This is a genomic window from Sphingobacterium sp. UBA5670 (assembly GCF_002420705.1).
Lineage (GTDB): Bacteria > Bacteroidota > Bacteroidia > Sphingobacteriales > Sphingobacteriaceae > Sphingobacterium.
This window is the reverse complement of sequence record NZ_DIIM01000005.1, coordinates 444701-464957: the sequence shown is the minus strand read 5'-3', so window position 1 is coordinate 464957 and position 20257 is coordinate 444701. Positions and strand designations below refer to the sequence as shown.

Here is a 20257-nt window from a genome sequence, read left to right as displayed (position 1 = left end):
GTATAAATGGCTTAAGTTATTATTTACTCAGTAAATAATACAATTCATTCCATTTCAATTGATTTTCGAGTTTCGCTACCGTAGTATCCTCGTCGATCAATACATATTCCAGTCCGGCAATACGTGCAAAATCTTCCAGGTATTCGGGTGTTAAACTCAAGCTGTAGGCGGTATGGTGTGCCCCCCCTGCTACAATCCATGCACTGCAACCTGTTTTCATATCTGGTAGCGGTTTCCATAACACGCGCGCAACAGGAAGCTTGGGTAATTCCTCTTCTACAGAGACACCTTGCACTTTATTCACGATCAAACGAAAGCGCGTTCCCATATCGACCAAAGAGGCATTCAATGCATCTCCACTCTGGCCATTGAAAACCAAACGGGCAGGATCTGCCTTGCCGCCAATTCCTAGTGGATGCACTTCTATGCGCGGTTTGCCCGTTGCTAAAGCCGGATCCACTTCCAACATATGTGAGCCAAGTACCATGGGATTCTGCGGATTAAAATGATAGGTGTAGTCTTCCATAAATGCAGTTGTTCCCGCTAATCCTGCACCCATTACTTTACAAGCGCGCACCAAAGCTGGGGTCTTCCAATCCCCTTCACCGGCAAAACCATAGCCCTCAGCCATTAAACGTTGTACTGCTAAACCAGGGAGCTGTACCATGCCATGCAAATCCTCAAAAGTATCTGTAAAACCTTTAAAATTGCCTTGTTCCAAAAACTTGCGCAGACCAATTTCAATTTTGGCAGCTTCGATTAAGTTCTGGCGAAATTCACCACCAACCTGCACATTTTCCGCTAGTTCATAAGTCGCCTCGTACTCCGCTAATAATGCCGCGATTTCCGCTTCAGTACTTGCATTGATCACCTCCACCAAATCACCAATGGCATAGGTGTTTACAGCGAAACCAAATTGCGACTCTGCCTCCACTTTATCACCATCTGTAACAGCCACATAACGCATATTATCGCCGAACCGTGCAAACTTAGCTCCCTGCCAGTCATGCCACCCTGCGGCTGCACGAGCCCAGACACTGATCCGCTCCAACACCTCTGCATCCTCCCAATGTCCGGTTACTACCTTACGACCTATTTTTAAACGGCTAACAATATGTCCAAATTCACGATCACCGTGTGCACTTTGGTTTAGGTTCATAAAATCCATGTCGATGCTATTCCATGGAATATCCTGATTATATTGGGTATGCAGATGCAGCAATGGTTTTTGCAAGGCTTTTAATCCCCTGATCCACATCTTTGCGGGTGAAAACGTGTGCATCCAGGTAATGACTCCGATACATTTCTCCTCATTGTTGGCGGCAGTCAACGTCGCATAAATCTCATCGGTATTTTTGACGATCGGCTTATATTTTACGGCCACAGGAATCGCCGCCTGCCCATGTAAATAATTTGCGATTTCTTCGGCGTGAACAGCCACCTGTCTTAATGTTTCTTCTCCATAAAGATCCTGGCTCCCAACAACAAACCAGACCTCAAGTTCTTTTAAATTGATATTCATTTTAAAATGTAGTTTTTGCTATAGATTTTTTATTGTTCAGAATTATTGACCATAATAGGCATTGGTCCCATGCTTCCGTTCATAATGCTTTTTGATCAGCGCGGGCTTTAATCGAGGTGCTTGTGGATTGATCTGTTCCGTCAACCAGGCCATTTTAGCCACCTGTTCCAATACTGCACTGTTATAAACAGACTTTATTCCGGTTTTACCCCAAACAAAGGGCGCATGATTACCAACTAAGATCATTTCCACCTCTCTATGATCCAGTTTATTTTCAGCGAAATGATTGATAATTTGGAAGCCCGTTTCATACTCATAGTTTCCTGCAATCATCTCATCACTCATCGGTGGGGCACAGGGAATATCTACCGTCAGATGATCTGCATGAGTAGTTCCGAAAATCGGAATATCGCGTTGACTCTGAGCCCAAGCAGTCGCATAAGTAGAATGTGTGTGGGTGATCCCACCGATTTCCTTCCAATGTTTATACAACACGGCATGCGTTTTCGTATCTGATGAGGGTCTAAGATCACCTTCCACTACATTTCCTTCAAAGTCAACAATCACCATATGTTCCGGTGAAAGCTCCTCATAAGGAACGCCACTCGGTTTTATGGCAAAAACTTCGTGCTGACGATCGACAACGCTCACATTTCCAAATGTAAAAAGCACAAGCCCCAACTGGGGCAATTGCATATTGCAATGGTAGGCTTCCTCTTTAATTGAATTATACATGGTTAAAATTTCGATGATTAAACGGTAATGGACAATAACTCTTTTCCCTCGATGAAAGCTCCCAGAGCTTTGTAACGTTCATAACGCTCGGCATAGAGAACTACCCATTTATCTTCTGGGACATAGGTTCGTTCAAAACCTTGCCCCATGGCTTCCATGGCATCCTCAACACGGTCATACAGCCCTGCCGCAGTCGCCGCGAACATGGCTGCACCAATAGCGCAAGTCTGTTCACTCTTATGGATACGAATTGGCATGTTCATCACATTGGCCATCATCTGCATAATAAAAGGTGATTTTTTTGCCACTCCGCCTAAGCCGATCAAACCTTTAACAGGAATCCCCTGCTCTACAAATCGATCAACAATAGCCTTCGCACCAAAGCATGTCGCTTCAACAATGGCGCGGAAGATTCGGGGAGCATCTGTTCCAAGATGCAAGCCCGTAACCGCACCTTTCAAGGATTGGTCTGCATCCGGAGTTCGACGACCATTAAGCCAGTCTAGGGCTAATTCTGAATTTGTTGCTACAGGCAAAAGTGCTGCCTGCTCACTTAAACTAATCAGTAGCTTTTCTTCCAAAGTCGCTAGAATTTGTTCCCCCATTGCCGCTGTGATTCCTTCAACTCCTTGAATCAGGTGTTTCGTTGGCCACAATAAAATTTGTTTCAACCAGGCATAAGCATCTCCAAATGCGGACTGACCTGCCTCCATACCAATCATTCCCGGAATGATCGAACCATCCACTTGACCGCAGATGCCTTTGACTAATGTATGCTGCACCTCTTCTTTAGGTGCCACCAACATATCACAGGTTGAAGTCCCCATGACCTTACTCAGATAATAGGGCTCAATTTGCCCACCAACGGCCCCCATATGACAGTCAAATGCACCTATTCCAACAACCACCGATGTTGTAAGACCCAACCGTTGCGCCCATTCTTCTGAAAGCTGGCCCGCTGGCTTATCTGAAGTATGAGTCTCAGAAAACAAGCGATCCACAAAGCCATCCAGCAAAGGGTCTAGGGCAGAAAAAAATGCGTTCGGAGGTAATCCATCGAATTCTTCAGCCCAAAGCGACTTATGCCCTGCCGCACATACACCTCGTTTGATCGCGGAAGCATCTACACCACCTGTTAATAAAAAGGGAATATAATCGCAATGTTCAACCCAACTGAATGTTGCATCCCTTACCTGCTCATCCACTCTAAAAACATGAAGCAATTTGGCCCAAAACCACTCTGAGGAGTAAACACCGCCCACATACTTCAGATAATCTATTGCACTATTTTGATTATGAAGATTAATTTCTTTAGCCTCCTGAACAGCTGTATGATCTTTCCATAAGACAAACATCGCATTAGGATTATCTTTAAACTCATCAAGCAGAGCCAAGGGAACTCCTTGCGCATTGACGGCCACTGGAGTCGATCCCGTTGTATCCACGGAAATTGCTTTTACAGCAGCCCCGATATTATTCAACCCCGATTTGAGCAAACAATCCTTTATTGTCGCTTCCAATCCTTCGATGTAATCCAAAGGGTGTTGCCTGAACTGACTGGAAGCGGCATCACAATACTCACCTCTTTTCCATCGAGGATAATAAAATACGGAAGAAGCTATTTCCTCGCCATTGTTAGCATCGACCAAGACCGAACGGACTGAATCACTTCCATAGTCCACGCCAATGACATACGATTTATTCATTTTTGCTGAATTTGGTTTATAACTTATAATTGTTTCTAACGTCTTATTTTTCAATACCCCTCTCGTAAAGTTAGCACTTTAAAAATAATTAGTGTCAAATAAACATTTAATTTTTTGAATATGAAAGAAAATTTTCATATTTAAAAAATTGAGCTAACTTCATCCCAGCAAATTATGGTGAACCCAAGTCCTTTTAATTGGCATACAAGAGCATTTTAGGAGGACATATCAGACAATTATTATACTTATTTTTAGCTATTTACTTTTTTACATAGTTTTGCTCAGTGAATAAACGGGATGAAGTCAGATAAAAAGATAAAACGATAGACGATGGAATATTATAAAAAAGATTCAGGGATCCTTTTGGCGGTAGACTGTATCATATTTGGATTTAACGGCGAATCCCTGGAAGTGCTTTTAATTAAACGAGATTTCGAACCAGAGAGAAATAAATGGAGTCTCATGGGCGGTTTCGTTCAATCGGACGAAAGTCCGGAAGAGGCTGCGAGCAGAGTGCTCAGACAGTTAACCGGGCTTGAAAATGTATACATGGAGCAGTGTAGCGTATTTGGAGAACCTAAACGCGAACCGAACGATCGGGTTGTCAGCATCTGTTATTTTGCATTGATTGATACACAACAATACAAACATATCCTCAGTGACGATTACGAAGCTCAATGGTTTCCATTACAGCAGCATCCAGCATTGATTTTCGATCATGACCAAATGATCTCCTCTGCACAGCATCGTCTACGTATGAAGGCTGCCATGTATCCGATTTTATTCGAGTTGCTACCTGAAAAATTCACGATTCCCCAGATTGCTGCACTATATGAGGGCGTATACAATATCGAATTGGATAAACGCAATTTTAGCCGAAAATTGCTTGCTTCTGATCTCATTATCAAACTGCAGGAAAAGGATAAAGAAAATTCTAAAAAAGGAGCCTACTATTTCAAACTGAATACAGCTATCTATAAAGAAAAGATCATGTCCTTCTTACGTTATTTACCCAGCTGGTCTATCGAATCATGAGAAAATGACCGGAAATTAAGGGAAGGAATAAGAATATATTTCACTTTCCATTTTCGTTTTTTCAATAATTCCTTATATTTATCACAGCCATATCCTAATTTTAGAATGCGGATATGTGGAATAAACGTATTTTTATAAAATAAACAACTATGAGCAAATTGAGATTAGCATTTATATTCTTTACAGTTTTATTTATTTCATCCTATACACAATTACAGGCACAAACTCCTGCGGTGACACCGGCTACTGCAGCGACACAACAGGATAATGCCTTCAAATACAGTCCAGATGGATTAAAAAAAGGAAGTTTGGCAAATCAATTTGACCACCTTAATTATATCTCGAAAAACAACTATGATTTCAAGATGGTGCGTAAAACCAATCTTGATATTGTTAAAAGAAATGTAATTGATACTGTAGCAAAACTTCACAAAGAGATCAGCTCCTTGAAATCATCTTCCAGTAACTATACGTCAAATACTAAAACTTTACAAGATTCTATTCAGGTTTTAAAAGACCAGCTGGCACAAGAGAAGGAAAAAACAGAGAGTTTCTCGTTCTTAGGAATAAACACCTCAAAAACATTTTATAGTACTGTGGTCTGGACGATCATTGCGGTATTGGCAGTAGCAGCATTTATCTTTTTATTTTCTTATCGGAAAGCGAAAGTGGACACGGTCGAGTTTCAAAAGACTGCAGAGCAATCCCAAGAAGAATTTGCTACTTTCCGCAAAAAGTCGATGGAGAAAGAACAACTGCTCAAACGCCAATTGCAAGATGAATTAAACAAAAAAATATAGCGTCGCGTTCCAACAAAATAGCAGGCGCCTCTGGATCGACCTGTAACGAATCATCAAAGCATTTCGTTACAGGTCGATTTCATTTAGCGGCTAGCGGCTCCCCATCCAGAAAAGAGCACAAAAGATTCCCCGAAACAAAGCGGTAATCTTTAAAAATCTATAGCAGGATAAAAGAGAAAAACTATATTTGCAGGTATAAGAATCGGAACAGACAGAATTACAATCGATAACATTTTGACCTACATTAATAAAATTGTAATTTAATTGCAAATTCTATTTGTTTTTAAAAACGAATAACCTTATTTTTGCTGACCAAAAAAGAGGCCTTTTATGTCTCTTATATAAAATTGATTAATAAATATTTAGTCCCTATAATATGCCCAAGATTGGTAAAATAGCGCAGATTATCGGCCCAGTTGTTGACGTCAACTTCGCCGACAGTGAAAATCTACCTAAAATTTACGATGCATTGTACATTCAAAAAGAAAATGGACAACGTGTTGTATTAGAAGTTCAACAACACTTAGGTCAGGATCGTGTACGTACAATTGCCATGGACGCAACTGAAGGTTTAGTTCGCGGAATGGAAGTTGTCGATACTGGTGCTCCTATCAAAATGCCTGTTGGTGAAGAAATCAAAGGTCGTGTATTCAATGTAGTTGGTGATGCCATAGACGGGATCCAAAATTTGAATAAAGAGAATGGTCGTCCTATCCACAACGTACCTCCTAAATTCGAAGATTTGTCAACTGAATCCGAAGTACTTTTTACTGGTATCAAAGTTATTGACCTTTTAGAGCCATATGCTAAAGGTGGTAAAATTGGTTTATTCGGTGGTGCCGGTGTAGGTAAAACTGTATTAATCCAAGAATTAATCAACAACATCGCAAAAGGTCACGGTGGTCTTTCTGTATTCGCCGGTGTAGGTGAGCGTACGCGTGAAGGTAATGACTTATTGCGCGAGATGTTGGAATCTGGTATCATCAAATATGGTGAGCATTTTATGGAAGGCATGGAAAAAGGCGAATGGCCTTTAGATACTGTTGACCACGAATTAATGAAAGATTCAAAATGTACATTCGTTTTCGGTCAGATGAATGAGCCTCCTGGTGCACGTGCACGTGTGGCCTTATCAGGTTTGACAGTAGCGGAATATTTCCGTGACGGTGATGGCGAAGGTCAGGGTCGTGACGTATTATTCTTCATCGATAACATCTTCCGTTTTACACAAGCAGGTTCTGAAGTATCAGCCCTTTTAGGTCGTATGCCTTCAGCGGTAGGTTACCAACCAACATTGGCAACGGAGATGGGTTTAATGCAAGAGCGTATTACTTCAACTAAAAATGGATCTATCACTTCAGTACAGGCTGTATATGTACCTGCCGATGACTTAACTGACCCTGCTCCAGCGACAACTTTTGCTCACTTGGATGCAACAACAGTATTGTCTCGTAAAATTGCTGAGTTAGGTATTTACCCTGCTGTAGATCCTTTGGATTCTACTTCACGTATTCTTTCTCCTGCCGTTTTAGGTGCCGAACATTATAATACTGCACAACGTGTAAAAGAAATTCTTCAACGCTACAAAGAGCTACAAGATATCATCGCCATCTTAGGTATGGATGAGTTGTCGGAAGAAGATAAATTAACTGTACACCGCGCACGTCGTGTACAACGTTTCTTATCTCAACCTTTCCACGTTGCAGAGCAATTTACAGGTTTAAAAGGTGTATTGGTAGACATCAAAGATACCATCAAAGGCTTCAATATGATCATTGATGGTGAAGTAGATGAATACCCAGAAGCTGCCTTCAACTTAGTAGGTAACATTGATGATGCTATCGAAAAAGGTAAAAAATTATTAGCAGAAGCAGTTTAATTTAGATTATATCTAAGAATAATGAAATTAACAATTATCACTCCAGACAAATTAGCATTCGAAGGCGAAGTAACATCTGTTACTGTACCTGGCTCTGCAGGCTCTTTCCAGATTTTGAAAGACCATGCTGCCATTGTTTCTACTTTGGAAGATGGAAAAGTAATTATTCAACAAGGTAAAGGTGAACAAGAAGTGTTCATTAAAGGTGGTGTTGTGGAAGCAAAAGACAATGTCATTACCGTGCTTGCTGAAGGAATTATCGGAGATTAAATCAAATCGATTTTATAAAATTTAAAAGCTTCCGATAGAAATATCGGAAGCTTTTTTTTTAAAGTTTTTTTGACATTTTCTTCATTTTAGGAAGAAAATTGGCCATTGTAACAAAAAATAATTTTCTGACCTTGTAGACCAATTTTAAATACGGTATACGACTAACAAAATATAAAACCGAAAATAAGCATAAAATTAAAAATAAAATTTTGAATAAAAATAAATAATAAAATTTTATTCTAAATGCAAAATTAGCACTTTACCTATTGCCAATTATTGTAATTCCTGCTACCTTGAGGAAATGAAAATCGAAAGTTTTTATAGAAACTTGAGATAGCATGATTTACCACCAAAACCAGAACAAAGGGAACTATTATACTAAGGTAAATTTTGGGTTATGAAATATTACGACAAAAACACATTGATTTATTTGGATGGAGCTTTCAAAAAAGCTTCAGAGGTTGCATTAGATCCCTTTGCTCAGTCGCTGCATTATGGATATGCCGTGTTCGATGGTTTACGCGCGTACAACACCCACAATGGCCCTCGTATTTTTAAAGCCGATAAGCATTTCGATCGCTTAAAGAAATCATGTGAAGCGGTTAATATCCCCTATCGCTGGAGTAACCGGGAACTAATCGACACTTGTTATGAGCTCTTGGCCATCAACAACCTAAGAGAAGCCTACATACGTCCGTTGGTATTGACAGGTTCGAATATGCACCTCACCTCATCAACCGAAGCAAACATCATGATTGCCGCATGGGAATGGGGACCATATCTTGGCCAAAACTTATTACGCGTATGTATTTCCGACATCAAAAGACCTAATCCAAAGTCGTTTAAAATTGATTCGAAGATCTCTGGACAGTACGTTAACTCTATTCTTGCTACAACAGAAGCCATCAAAAAAGGTTATGACGAAGCATTAATGCTCGACCATGAAGGTTACGTTGCCCAAGCGTCCAGTGAAAATATTTTCATCGAAAAGGATTTCAAAATCTATACACCGCCCACGAAGAATATCTTCCCGGGCATTACACGCCAGACCGTAAAAAACATCTGCAAAAAACTGAATTTCGAAGTCGTTGAAAAGCAACTGACCGTAGAAGATATTTATACTGCAGATAGCGCCTTCTTATGTGGGACCGCCGCAGAAATAATCGGAATCAAACAAGTCGATGATGTCATCTATAAAGAAGCGTGGGAACATAGCATCGGTGCATCAATCCAAAGAAGATATAAAAATTTAGTATTAGAGAACGAAAATTATGAAGTCATCATCTAACGGCGAAAACACAATGAACAAATACAGCCGTACATTTACACAAGACGAAACGCAACCTGCTGCAAAAGCAATGCTTTACGGTATCGGTCTTACGGATGCCGACATGGAGAAAGCACAGGTCGGTATTGCCAGCATGGGATATGATGGTAATACGTGTAATATGCACTTAAATGATTTGGCACAAATCGTCAAAAAAGGCGTTTGGAACAATGATTTAGTGGGTTTGACCTTTGGAACCATTGGCGTCAGCGACGGTATGAGCAATGGTACAGACGGTATGCGTTATTCGTTGGTAAGCCGTGACGTGATTGCCGATAGCATCGAAACGATCTGTGGCGGACAATATTATGATGGCTTGATCTCTATTCCTGGCTGTGACAAAAACATGCCTGGTGCAATTATGGCAATGGCCCGTTTGGACCGCCCTTCTTTGATGGTATATGGAGGTACTATTGCTCCAGGCCACTACAAAGGCGAAGAATTAAATATTGTGTCTGCCTTTGAAGCATTGGGACAACGCATCTGCGGAAATCTTTCTGACGAAGACTATGAAGGCATCATCAAACATACTTGTCCTGGCGCTGGTGCGTGTGGTGGTATGTATACAGCCAACACCATGGCTTCTGCCATCGAAGCTTTGGGAATGAGTCTACCTTACTCATCTTCCAACCCTGCGATCTCCGAAGAAAAGAAAAATGAATGTTTAGACGCAGGTAAACATATCCGTACCCTGCTTGAGAAAGATATCAAACCATCTGATATCATGACACGTAAAGCATTTGAAAACGCGCTACGTACCATTGTTATCTTGGGTGGTAGTACCAATGCTGTACTTCACTTCATTGCGATCGGTAAAGCTGTCGGTGTAGACATCACGCAAGACGACTTCCAACGTATGAGCGATGAAACCCCTGTATTGGCTGACTTCAAACCATCTGGTAAATACTTGATGCAAGATCTTCAGCAATTTGGTGGAACTCCGGCTGTCATGAAATATCTTTTAAATGAAGGTTTACTTCATGGTGACTGTATCACGGTAACAGGAAAAACGGTCGCTGAGAACTTGGCTGATGTTAAATCAATCATGGAATATGATCAACCAATTATCAAACCATTGAGCGATCCTATTAAGGCTACAGGACACTTACAGATTCTTTACGGAAACTTAGCAGAGAAAGGTTCTGTTGCCAAGATCTCCGGCAAAGAAGGTGAAAAATTCACTGGTCCTGCACGCGTATTCGATGGAGAGCATGATTTAGTAGCGGGCATCGCATCTGGTAGAATCAAACCAGGAGATGTTGTCGTGATCAAAAATGAAGGCCCTGTTGGAGCCCCAGGCATGCCTGAAATGCTTAAACCAACCTCCTTGATTATTGGTGCCGGCCTTGGTAAATCTGTTGCTTTAATCACCGATGGCCGTTTCTCGGGTGGAACACATGGTTTTGTCGTAGGACATATCACACCAGAATCTTACAAAGGTGGATTGATCGGTCTTGTAAATGATGATGACATTATCGAGATCGATGCCGTGAATAATAGCATCAATGTGCTGCTTTCCGATGAAGAGATCGCGCAACGCCGTGCCGCTTGGGTACAACCAGCGTTAAAAGTTAGCAAAGGAGTTTTATACAAATACGCTAAAACTGTTGCCGATGCCTCAGAAGGCTGTGTAACGGATCAATAGAAAATAAAAAACAGAGACATTAAGCAAATAGAGACCTAAACAATCGACGCTTAATGTCTCAGATCTAATATCTAAATACTAAAAAGACTGAATAATCAACAATAAAAAAATCAACGTAATGAGTACACTGGAAATAACAGAAAATAAGGCCGCTACAGCGCAGCAAACTCCGACACAAATTTCGGGATCGAAAGCTGTATTGGAGGCCTTATTGAGCGAAGGAGTTGATACCGTATTTGGTTATCCTGGAGGCGCAATTATGCCAATCTATGATGCCCTTTATGATTATACGGATCGTCTGAAGCATATTTTAGTGCGCCATGAACAAGGTGGAATCCACGCGGCGCAAGGTTATGCAAGAACTTCAGGTCGTACAGGCGTCGTCTTTGCGACAAGTGGTCCTGGAGCAACAAACTTAGTTACTGGACTGGCTGATGCCATGATCGATAGTAACCCTATCGTCTGTGTTACCGGTCAGGTCTTTGCTTCACTATTGGGAACAGATGCTTTTCAGGAAACAGATGTCATCAATATCACGGCACCGGTCACCAAATGGAACTACCAAGTCACCGACGCAACTGAAATTCCAGCTGCACTCGCAAAAGCATTTTATATCGCTAGCACTGGTCGTCCAGGGCCGGTATTGATCGATATTACCAAAAATGCACAGCTACAATTGTTCGATTACTTCGGTTATGAAAAATGCAACCACGTACGTAGCTACAGACCTGCACCACAAGTTCGTAAAGAATATGTTGAGCAAGCAGCCGAGTTAATCAACAATGCAAAAAAACCGTTTGTTCTTTTTGGACAAGGAATTATACTTGGAAAAGCAGAGGAAGAATTCAAAGCTTTTATCGAGAAAACTGGCATTCCTTCAGCATCCACTGTCATGGGCTTAAGTGCACTTCCAACGGATCATAAACTTCACGTGGGCATGTTAGGGATGCATGGTAACTATGCGCCGAATGTCATGACCAATGAATGTGATGTTTTAATAGCCATCGGTATGCGTTTCGATGACCGTGTAACAGGTCGTTTGGACAAATATGCCAAACAGGCAAAAGTAATCCATTTGGATATAGACCCGGCAGAGATTGACAAAAACGTACAGACAACCGTACCTGTATGGGGCGACTGTAAGGAGTCACTTCCAATGCTGACGGAATTGGTTAACGCTACAGATCACTCCGCTTGGTTGGAACAATTCCGTGAACTTGAAAAAGAAGAAATCAAGGAAGTCATCCAAAATGAACTCCACCCACAAACCGATATTATGACCATGGGTGAGGTCATCAATGTGTTGAATGAATTGACGGGTGGTGATGCGATCATTACAACGGACGTCGGTCAACACCAAATGGTAACCTGTCGCTATGCTAAATTCAACAACAGCAAATCGAATGTAACCTCAGGAGGCTTAGGTACAATGGGCTTTGGTCTTCCAGCAGCAATCGGTGCCTGGTATGGCGCGCCAGAGAAAACTGTCGTAGCAATCATCGGTGATGGTGGTATACAAATGACGATCCAAGAGCTCGGAACGATTATGCAATTTGGTGCAAAAGTCAAAATCATGATCCTCAACAATGAATTCTTGGGCATGGTACGCCAGTGGCAGCAATTGTTCCATGACAGACGTTATTCATTCGTGAATATCACGAGTCCTGACTTTGTTGCTGTAGCGAAAGGCTATTACATCGACGGTCAGAAGATTTCGGAACGTAAAGACTTACGTAATGCCCTGAAAACCATGATTGATCACGACGGAGCATATCTATTGGAAGTGATGGTAGGTAAGGAAAACAATGTATTCCCAATGGTTGCACAAGGAACATCGGTATCTGAGATACGTTTAAAGTAGAATTTAACATGGAAAAACAAGAATATACCATCACCTTATATACAGAGAATTCAATCGGTCTTATCGGTCGGATCTCAACAATTTTTTCAAGAAGAAAAATCAATATTGAAAGCTTGAATACTTCCCCTTCTGAAGTAGAAGGAATACATCGTTTTACCATCGTAATCACGGAGGCTGAAGATGTTCTACGTAAGCTTTGTCGTCAACTGGAAAAACAGATTGATATCCTTAAGGCCTATTACAACACCAATGATGAAGTGATCTGGCAAGAACAGGCGCTGTATAAAGTACCTGCGGATGTGGTCAATGAAAAAGTATATGTAGAACGTTTATTACGTCAATATGGTGCCAATGTTGTTGTGATCCGCAACGACTACATCGTCTTTGAAACTGCAGGTCACCGCGAGGAGATCGATAAGTTGACAGAAGAATTGACCAAATATGGTTTGATCGAATTTGTCCGTGGCGCACGTATCGCTATCATTAAAGATAGTGCAGGTTTCCATTCCAAATTGGTTCAGTTTGAAGCCAAGGAACCATCGCTAGAAATTGTAGAAAACGAGTATCTCGACAAAAGAGATGATGTATTTACAATGTAAGCTTTAATAGTATTATGCAAGAGACATTTAAATTTATCTTAAAGTCACGTCAAAAATTCATTGAATTACTTGACGGTCTTTCCATTGAACAGCTTAACAAAATTCCCGCGGGATTTAACAACAATATCATTTGGAATTTTGCGCACATTGTCGTCAGTACACAGACCTTGGTCTATGTCCGTACGGGAATCAAGGCCGATACGACTTGGGTGAACTATAACGAAGATTATAAAAAAGACACCAAGCCAACCCGCTTTGTTGAACAAGCAGAGGTTGATGAATTGAAAGAAATCGCAATCCGCAGTATTGAGCAAATTGCTGCTGACTATGAGAACGGTGTTTTCGGAGAAATCACCTCCTTTTCAACGGCGACCTATGGTTATCCGATGGACACGATCGAAGAGGTCATTGCCCTGACATCAGGACACGACAACGTTCATTTCGGTTACGCCATGGCACAACGCAGATTAGTACAAGAATTAAAATAAATAATCAACAACCCATAACAGAAAGAAAGTAAAACAATGGCAAATTATTTCAACACCTTACCGCTTAGAGAGCAGTTAGAACAATTAAGTCACGCTGAATTCATGGATAACACCGAATTCACGGATGGTGTAAATGCTTTAAAAGGTAAAAAAATCGTAATCGTAGGATGTGGTGCACAAGGCTTGAACCAAGGTTTAAACTTAAGAGATAGCGGATTGGACGTTTCTTATGCTTTACGTAAAGAAGCTATTGAACAAAAAAGAGATTCTTGGAAAAATGCTACAGACAACAACTTTAACGTAGGCACTTACGAAGAATTGATCCCATCTGCGGATTTAGTTATCAACTTGACTCCAGATAAACAACATACTTCAGTAATCAACGCTGTCATGCCTTTGATGAAAGAAGGCGCTACATTATCGTATTCACACGGTTTCAACATCGTTGAAGAAGGTATGCAAATCCGTAAAGATATTACTGTCATCATGGTTGCTCCAAAATGTCCAGGTTCTGAGGTTCGTGCAGAGTACCTTCGTGGTTTTGGTGTTCCTACTTTGATCGCTGTTCACCCAGAGAATGATCCGCAAGGAAAAGGCTGGGCTGAAGCAAAAGCATACTGTGTAGGAACAGGTGGACACAAAGCTGGTGTATTGAAATCTTCATTCGTAGCTGAGGTAAAATCAGATTTGATGGGTGAGCAAACGATTCTTTGTGGATTGTTGCAAACAGGTTCGATCTTATCTTTCGACAAAATGATCGAGAAAGGCATCGAAGCTGGTTATGCATCCAAATTGGTACAATACGGTGTAGAAGTTATCACTGAAGCCTTGAAACATGGTGGCGTAAGCGGTATGATGGACCGTTTGAGCAATCCTGCTAAAGTGAAAGCATTTGAGATCTCTGAAGAATTGAAAGATATCATGCGTCCTTTATTCCAAAAACACCAAGATGATATCATGTCAGGTCACTTTAGCAAGACGATGATGGAAGACTGGGCAAACGGTGATGCAAACCTATTGAAATGGAGAGCCGAAACTGGCGAAACTGCATTTGAAAAAACGCCAGCCGGTGATGTTAAAATCAACGAACAAGAGTATTTCGACAACTACACATTGATGGTTGCTTTCATCCGTGCAGGTGTGGAATTGGCATTCGAAACAATGGTTGAAGCAGGTATCAAACCAGAATCAGCCTATTACGAATCATTGCACGAAACACCATTGATTGCTAACACAATCGCTCGTAAGAAGTTGTTCGAAATGAACCGTGTCATTTCTGATACAGCAGAATACGGTTGTTACTTATTCGACCAAGCTTGTAAACCTTTGTTGGCAGACTTCATGAAAACTGTTGATACGGATTTAGTAGGTAAGAACTTCAATGAAGGTAGAGACGCAGCAGTTGACAATGCACAATTGGTTGTTATCAACGAAATTTTACGTGATCACCCCGTAGAAATCGTTGGCCGCAAATTACGTAAAGCGATGACGGCTATGAAAGCAATTAAAACTGTTTAGAAAGTTCAAACGAAATTATACATGCGCCAAAAATCATGAATATTTCGTAATTTAGAATATTGAAATCGGGGTGATATTGAGACATTTACAATATCACCTTGATTTATATGAAAATAACATAAGAGAGAATAAAAAATGTCAAAAACATTAGTAGAAAAGATTTGGGATGCTCACGTCGTCAAACGTGAAGAAGGGTTTCCGGATATTATATATATCGATACCCACTTGATTCATGAGGTTACTTCACCTCAAGCTTTTGATGGCTTGCGCAAAAGAGGAATCCCAGTTTTTCGTCCAAAGCAAACGGTAGCTACTGCCGACCACAACGTACCGACACTCAACCAACATTTACCGATCAAAGAAGAGCTATCCCGTTATCAAGTTGATATGCTCACCAAAAATTGTGCTGAATTTGGCATTGAATTATATGGTTTGGGGCATCCATACCAAGGGATTGTACACGTTATTGGTCCGGAGCTGGGTATTACCCTACCGGGTAAAACAATGGTGTGTGGCGATAGCCATACCTCCACGCATGGTGCTTTTGGAGCTATTGCTTTTGGTATCGGAACCTCTCAAGTTGAACAGGTCTTCGCTACACAATGTTTATTGCAGTCGAAGCCAAAAACAATGAAAATCGAAGTTAACGGCACCCTTCAAAAAGGTGTTGGAGCAAAAGATATCATCCTATATATCATCTCCAAAATTTCTGCTGCGGGTGGTACAGGTTACTTTATAGAATATGCTGGTTCAGCAATCCGCTCATTAAGCATGGAAGCGCGTATGACCATCTGTAACATGAGTATAGAAATGGGAGCTCGCGGAGGCTTAATTGCTCCGGATCAAATCACTTTTGACTATGTGGAAGGCCGTGAATTCGCACCGAAAGGTGAAGAATGGGACAAGGCTCTTGCCTACTGGAAAACATTATATTCTGACGAAGATGCCATCTTTGATAAAGTATTGACTTTTGACGCAGCTGACATTGCGCCAATGATTACGTACGGTACTAATCCTGGCATGGGTATGGGTATCGCAGAACATATCCCTGCTACTAACGCACAACCGGAATCAGAAAGACCATCGTACCAAAAAGCATTGGATTACATGGGCTTTAAAGATGATTCTGTCGTACTAGGTAACCGTGTTGATTATGTTTTCATCGGAAGTTGTACCAATTCCCGTATTGAAGATTTACGTGAAGTAGCTTCATTCGTCCAAGGCAAACAAAAAGCTCAAGACGTTGAAGTATGGATTGTACCAGGCTCAAAACAAGTAGAAAAACAAGCTAAAGAAGAAGGCTTGGATAAAATATTTGAAGCGGCAGGATTCCAGCTACGTGAACCAGGATGTTCGGCATGTTTAGGTATGAACGAAGATAAGATCCCTGCTGGTAAATATTGCGTTTCGACTTCAAATAGAAATTTCGAAGGGCGTCAGGGACCGAATGCCCGCACCATGCTGGTATCTCCTTTGACAGCAGCAGCAGCGGCAGTAACAGGTAAAGTAACAGATGTAAGAGAGTTGATCTAAGCAGAAAAAAATGAAAAAATTTGAAACTTTAACGTCCCAGGTAGTCCCTCTACCTATCGAAAATATTGATACTGATCAAATTATTCCCGCACGTTTTCTAAAAGCGACTACGCGTGAAGGTTTTGGTGATAATTTATTCCGCGACTGGCGTTTTGATACCGACAATCAGCCTAAAACTGACTTTGTATTGAACAACCCGACCTATACAGGGAAAATATTGGTTGCCGGTAAGAACTTTGGTTGTGGTTCAAGCCGCGAACATGCCGCATGGGCTATTCAAGACTATGGTTTTGATGTGGTCATCAGCTCATTCTTTGCCGATATATTCAAAGGAAATGCCCTTAACAATGGTGTATTACCGATTCAGGTACCGGAAGAATTTTTAGGAAAAATCTTCGAATTGGTACAGCAAAATCCTAAAACAGAAATCATCGTCGATCTGGAGAAACAAACAGTCATGTTGACAGAAACAGGCGATCAATTTGAATTTGAAATCAATCCATACAAAAAATCATGCTTGATCAATGGATATGATGACATTGATTTTATCCTTAATCAAAAAGATTCAATCGAAGCATTTGAAGCAAACAGACAATGGTAGATCCTGTCGTCCATATTGCCAATTTAACCATTCAGTACGGTAAAGATACCGTACTGCAAGACTTAAATTGGCAAATTTTTCCTGGCGAGCAATGGATCTTAGGCGGTCCGAGCGGTACAGGAAAAACCACACTTGCAAAAGCGATTGCCGGGCAATTGAAGTATGAAGGCGAGATCAAATTCCACCTTGACCCAACGAGCCTATTGCCGGCAAAAATTCATTACGTTTCCAATTGGTTTCAGTTTACCAATCTTGAAGGCGATCGCAATTTCTATTATCAACAGCGCTACAACAAATTTGCAAAAAACGATACATTAACAGTTTTCGCCGAGTTGAAACATTTTGCACAGGAAGAACAGCTTTCTTTTGAAAACGTACGTTCTTACCTGAACATTTTTGGATTCGAGAATTTCAAAGATCAGCAATTGATTGAACTTTCGAGTGGTGAACACAAAAGACTGCAATTGATCAAAGCCTTGTGGCTTCAACCTCAGGTGCTCATTATTGACCAGCCTTATACAGGACTAGATGCACAGTCTAGAAAAGATCTCAATCAGATTTTCGATCAGCTTGCGGATAAGGGTGTCACCTTGTTGTTGATCAGTAATGATGACGAACAGCCCAACTGCATCAATCGTTTTGCAGAGATTCAGGAAGGGAAAATCGTGACTCGCCAACGTAGTGAAGAGCTATCCAAAGGTTTGCCCCGAACAAGAAAGGCGCTGCCTTATTTTCTGCAACAGGCTCCTCAAGTATCCTCCCAGGTCATGGTAAAAATGAATAAGATCAATATTTCATACGGCGAAAAACAAGTCTTAAAGAATATTGACTGGGAAGTAAAAGCCGGCGAAAAATGGTTGCTACAAGGACATAATGGTTCAGGAAAATCTACGTTGCTCAGCTTAATCAACGGAGATCATCCACAGGCTTACGCCAATGATATCCATCTTTTTGGCAAAAAAAGAGGATCTGGAGAAAGTATCTGGGACATCAAAGAACACTTGGGAATCATATCTCCTGAATTACATTGGTATTACGATATGAATGCCAATGTTGGCCAGACTATCGCTTCGGGATTTTTTGACTCCATGAGCCTCTACCAACGATTAGGATTTGAACAACAGCAAAAGCTGGAGCAAATTCTCCATTTTTTTGATCTCAAGGAGGTTAAACACAAAACATTGGGATCTTTACCTTTAGGCCAACAACGTTTGGTTCTATTGGCTCGCACGATTGTGAAACATCCTGAGTTGCTGATTTTGGACGAACCCTGTCAAGGGCTGGACAAAGAGCAAACCCAATATTTCAATGACGTCATTGATGATCTCAGTAAAAGCGGTCAAACCCTTATATATGTAGGCCACTTCCAAACCCAGTTGCCAACTTGTATTGACAATAAAATTGTGCTGGAAAAGGGAGAAGTAAAGGCTGTACGCGAAGTTATCCACAAAAAAGAGGCTTTATCAACATAAAAAATGTGGAAAACTTCAATTAATTTGAAAATAAGAACAAAAAAAATAAAAAGAGCATTAAGATATCGGCAAAACATTGGAAATCAAAAGTCAAAAATAAAGACAATTCAATAGGTCGTATACCTATCTTCCAAAGTTTCCATATACCTATCTCTGATAGCTCAATACTAAAAATACAATGAAGAAAAATATTTTAATCATACCTGGAGACGGCATCGGCCAAGAAGTAACAACTTGGGGTAAAAAAGTTTTAGAAAAAATCGGTGAAAATTATGGTCATGAATTCAGCTTTGATGAAGCTATCATGGGCCATACTGCGATTGAGGCTACGGGCAACCCTCTTCCTGATGAAACATTAGCGAAAGCAAAAGCTTCTGACGCGATCCTTTTCGGCGCCATTGGCCATATCAAGTATGATAATGATCCTTCTGCTAAAGTAAGACCTGAACAAGGCTTGTTGAAAATCCGTAAGGAACTAGGTCTTTACGCAAATCTTCGTCCAATCCTTTTATTCGATGAGTTATTGGATGCTTCAAGTTTAAAGCCTGAAATTCTTCAAGGAACAGATATTCTTTTCTTCCGCGAACTGACCGGAGACGTCTATTTTGGTGAGAAGAACCGCAACGAAGACAACACCTTCGCTTCAGATTTGATGAACTACCACCGTTACGAAGTTGAGCGTATCGCACGTAAAGCTTACGATGCAGCACGTACACGTAACAAAAGGCTATGCTCTGTTGATAAAGCCAATGTATTGGAAACATCCCGCCTGTGGAGAGAAGTTGTACAGGAAATCGCAAAAGAATATCCGGATGTTGAAACCGAGCACATGTTTATCGATAATGCGGCCATGCAATTGGTGAAAAATCCGAAGAAATTCGATGTGGTATTGACAGCCAATCTTTTTGGTGATATCTTGACAGACGAAGCATCACAGATCGCAGGCTCAATGGGTATGTTGGCCTCTGCTTCCGTAGGTGATGGCACAGGCTTCTTCGAACCTATTCACGGCTCTGCACACGATATCGCTGGTCAAAATAAAGCAAATCCACTGGCTTCAATTTTATCTGCAGCCTTGATGCTTGATATTAGCTTTGGTCTACAAGAGGAAGCTAAAGCTGTTACCAACGCTGTTGCTGAAACATTAAAAGCAGGTTGGAGAACTGGTGATATTGCCAATAGCAGCACAGAGACTTCAAAAATCTTAGGTACTCAGGAAATGGGTGAAAAAGTATTGGAGTTTATTAAATAGTATACCCTTTTTAA

Annotated in this window: 17 protein-coding genes; 14 read left to right on the top strand and 3 right to left on the bottom strand. The window is 41.0% G+C overall.

Going from position 1 to position 20257, the window contains the following annotated elements:
• Positions 1 to 19: 19 nt before the first annotated feature.
• From araA to B3C94_RS07380, 3 genes are read right to left on the bottom strand one after another with little or no spacing between them, the layout of a single operon-like run.
• Entirely contained in the window at positions 20 to 1522 is a 1503-nt protein-coding gene (araA, locus tag B3C94_RS07390) for an L-arabinose isomerase (RefSeq protein WP_293901294.1), read from the bottom strand.
• Positions 1523 to 1564: 42 nt separating this feature from the next.
• Positions 1565 to 2257, bottom strand: a complete 693-nt coding sequence (locus B3C94_RS07385) for an L-ribulose-5-phosphate 4-epimerase (RefSeq protein WP_293901291.1) — start codon at positions 2255 to 2257, stop codon at positions 1565 to 1567.
• A gap of 17 nt (positions 2258 to 2274) precedes the next feature.
• Complete coding sequence (locus B3C94_RS07380) at positions 2275 to 3963, bottom strand: ribulokinase (RefSeq protein WP_293901289.1); 1689 nt, start codon at positions 3961 to 3963, stop codon at positions 2275 to 2277.
• Between the two features lie 330 nt (positions 3964 to 4293).
• Here B3C94_RS07380 and B3C94_RS07375 point away from each other — a divergent pair, with 330 nt between their 5' ends.
• The 14 genes from B3C94_RS07375 to leuB all read left to right on the top strand — a co-directional run bounded on the left by B3C94_RS07375 (position 4294) and on the right by leuB (position 20243).
• Positions 4294 to 4998: an NUDIX hydrolase gene (locus B3C94_RS07375; protein WP_293901286.1), complete on the top strand. Its 705-nt coding sequence runs from the start codon at positions 4294 to 4296 to the stop codon at positions 4996 to 4998.
• Between the two features lie 149 nt (positions 4999 to 5147).
• Positions 5148 to 5798 (top strand): hypothetical protein, encoded by a 651-nt coding sequence (locus tag B3C94_RS07370; RefSeq protein WP_293901283.1) that lies wholly within the window; start codon positions 5148 to 5150, stop codon positions 5796 to 5798.
• A gap of 376 nt (positions 5799 to 6174) precedes the next feature.
• Positions 6175 to 7677 (top strand): F0F1 ATP synthase subunit beta, encoded by a 1503-nt coding sequence (atpD, locus tag B3C94_RS07365; protein WP_293901280.1) that lies wholly within the window; start codon positions 6175 to 6177, stop codon positions 7675 to 7677.
• Between the two features lie 21 nt (positions 7678 to 7698).
• Entirely contained in the window at positions 7699 to 7947 is a 249-nt protein-coding gene (gene atpC, locus B3C94_RS07360; RefSeq protein ID WP_293901277.1) for an ATP synthase F1 subunit epsilon, read from the top strand.
• Between the two features lie 397 nt (positions 7948 to 8344).
• Entirely contained in the window at positions 8345 to 9235 is an 891-nt protein-coding gene (locus B3C94_RS07355) for a branched-chain amino acid transaminase (RefSeq protein ID WP_293901274.1), read from the top strand.
• The gene (ilvD, locus tag B3C94_RS07350; RefSeq protein WP_293901271.1) at positions 9219 to 10919 is read left to right on the top strand and encodes a dihydroxy-acid dehydratase; all 1701 of its coding nucleotides are present in this window, start codon (positions 9219 to 9221) and stop codon (positions 10917 to 10919) included. The genes B3C94_RS07355 and ilvD overlap by 17 nt, the downstream gene beginning before the upstream one ends.
• Before the next feature lie 118 nt (positions 10920 to 11037).
• Entirely contained in the window at positions 11038 to 12780 is a 1743-nt protein-coding gene (gene ilvB / locus B3C94_RS07345; RefSeq protein WP_293901268.1) for a biosynthetic-type acetolactate synthase large subunit, read from the top strand.
• Positions 12781 to 12788: 8 nt separating this feature from the next.
• Positions 12789 to 13379, top strand: a complete 591-nt coding sequence (gene ilvN, locus B3C94_RS07340) for an acetolactate synthase small subunit (protein WP_293901266.1) — start codon at positions 12789 to 12791, stop codon at positions 13377 to 13379.
• 14 nt (positions 13380 to 13393) lie between these two features.
• The gene (locus B3C94_RS07335) at positions 13394 to 13867 is read left to right on the top strand and encodes a DinB family protein (RefSeq protein ID WP_286832216.1); all 474 of its coding nucleotides are present in this window, start codon (positions 13394 to 13396) and stop codon (positions 13865 to 13867) included.
• A gap of 36 nt (positions 13868 to 13903) precedes the next feature.
• Entirely contained in the window at positions 13904 to 15385 is a 1482-nt protein-coding gene (gene ilvC / locus B3C94_RS07330) for a ketol-acid reductoisomerase (RefSeq protein ID WP_075994367.1), read from the top strand.
• A gap of 135 nt (positions 15386 to 15520) precedes the next feature.
• On the top strand, positions 15521 to 16918 hold the full coding sequence (leuC, locus tag B3C94_RS07325) for a 3-isopropylmalate dehydratase large subunit (RefSeq protein ID WP_293901257.1): 1398 nt from the start codon (positions 15521 to 15523) through the stop codon (positions 16916 to 16918).
• 10 nt (positions 16919 to 16928) lie between these two features.
• Complete coding sequence (gene leuD / locus B3C94_RS07320) at positions 16929 to 17519, top strand: 3-isopropylmalate dehydratase small subunit (RefSeq protein ID WP_293901254.1); 591 nt, start codon at positions 16929 to 16931, stop codon at positions 17517 to 17519.
• Positions 17513 to 18991 carry an ATP-binding cassette domain-containing protein gene (locus B3C94_RS07315; RefSeq protein ID WP_293901251.1) on the top strand — a complete coding sequence of 493 codons (1479 nt, stop codon included), beginning with the start codon at positions 17513 to 17515 and terminating at the stop codon, positions 18989 to 18991. Before leuD ends, B3C94_RS07315 begins: the two co-directional genes overlap by 7 nt.
• A gap of 178 nt (positions 18992 to 19169) precedes the next feature.
• Positions 19170 to 20243: a 3-isopropylmalate dehydrogenase gene (leuB, locus tag B3C94_RS07310; RefSeq protein WP_293901248.1), complete on the top strand. Its 1074-nt coding sequence runs from the start codon at positions 19170 to 19172 to the stop codon at positions 20241 to 20243.
• The last annotated feature ends 14 nt before the right edge of the window (positions 20244 to 20257 follow it).

Coding starts and splice junctions, on each gene's coding strand:
- araA (WP_293901294.1), bottom strand. CDS start 1,522: ATGAATATCAATTTAAAAGAACTTGAGGTCTGGTTTGTTGTTGGGAGC.
- B3C94_RS07385 (WP_293901291.1), bottom strand. CDS start 2,257: ATGTATAATTCAATTAAAGAGGAAGCCTACCATTGCAATATGCAATTG.
- B3C94_RS07380 (WP_293901289.1), bottom strand. CDS start 3,963: ATGAATAAATCGTATGTCATTGGCGTGGACTATGGAAGTGATTCAGTC.
- B3C94_RS07375 (WP_293901286.1), top strand. CDS start 4,294: ATGGAATATTATAAAAAAGATTCAGGGATCCTTTTGGCGGTAGACTGT.
- B3C94_RS07370 (WP_293901283.1), top strand. CDS start 5,148: ATGAGCAAATTGAGATTAGCATTTATATTCTTTACAGTTTTATTTATT.
- atpD (WP_293901280.1), top strand. CDS start 6,175: ATGCCCAAGATTGGTAAAATAGCGCAGATTATCGGCCCAGTTGTTGAC.
- atpC (WP_293901277.1), top strand. CDS start 7,699: ATGAAATTAACAATTATCACTCCAGACAAATTAGCATTCGAAGGCGAA.
- B3C94_RS07355 (WP_293901274.1), top strand. CDS start 8,345: ATGAAATATTACGACAAAAACACATTGATTTATTTGGATGGAGCTTTC.
- ilvD (WP_293901271.1), top strand. CDS start 9,219: ATGAAGTCATCATCTAACGGCGAAAACACAATGAACAAATACAGCCGT.
- ilvB (WP_293901268.1), top strand. CDS start 11,038: ATGAGTACACTGGAAATAACAGAAAATAAGGCCGCTACAGCGCAGCAA.
- ilvN (WP_293901266.1), top strand. CDS start 12,789: ATGGAAAAACAAGAATATACCATCACCTTATATACAGAGAATTCAATC.
- B3C94_RS07335 (WP_286832216.1), top strand. CDS start 13,394: ATGCAAGAGACATTTAAATTTATCTTAAAGTCACGTCAAAAATTCATT.
- ilvC (WP_075994367.1), top strand. CDS start 13,904: ATGGCAAATTATTTCAACACCTTACCGCTTAGAGAGCAGTTAGAACAA.
- leuC (WP_293901257.1), top strand. CDS start 15,521: ATGTCAAAAACATTAGTAGAAAAGATTTGGGATGCTCACGTCGTCAAA.
- leuD (WP_293901254.1), top strand. CDS start 16,929: ATGAAAAAATTTGAAACTTTAACGTCCCAGGTAGTCCCTCTACCTATC.
- B3C94_RS07315 (WP_293901251.1), top strand. CDS start 17,513: ATGGTAGATCCTGTCGTCCATATTGCCAATTTAACCATTCAGTACGGT.
- leuB (WP_293901248.1), top strand. CDS start 19,170: ATGAAGAAAAATATTTTAATCATACCTGGAGACGGCATCGGCCAAGAA.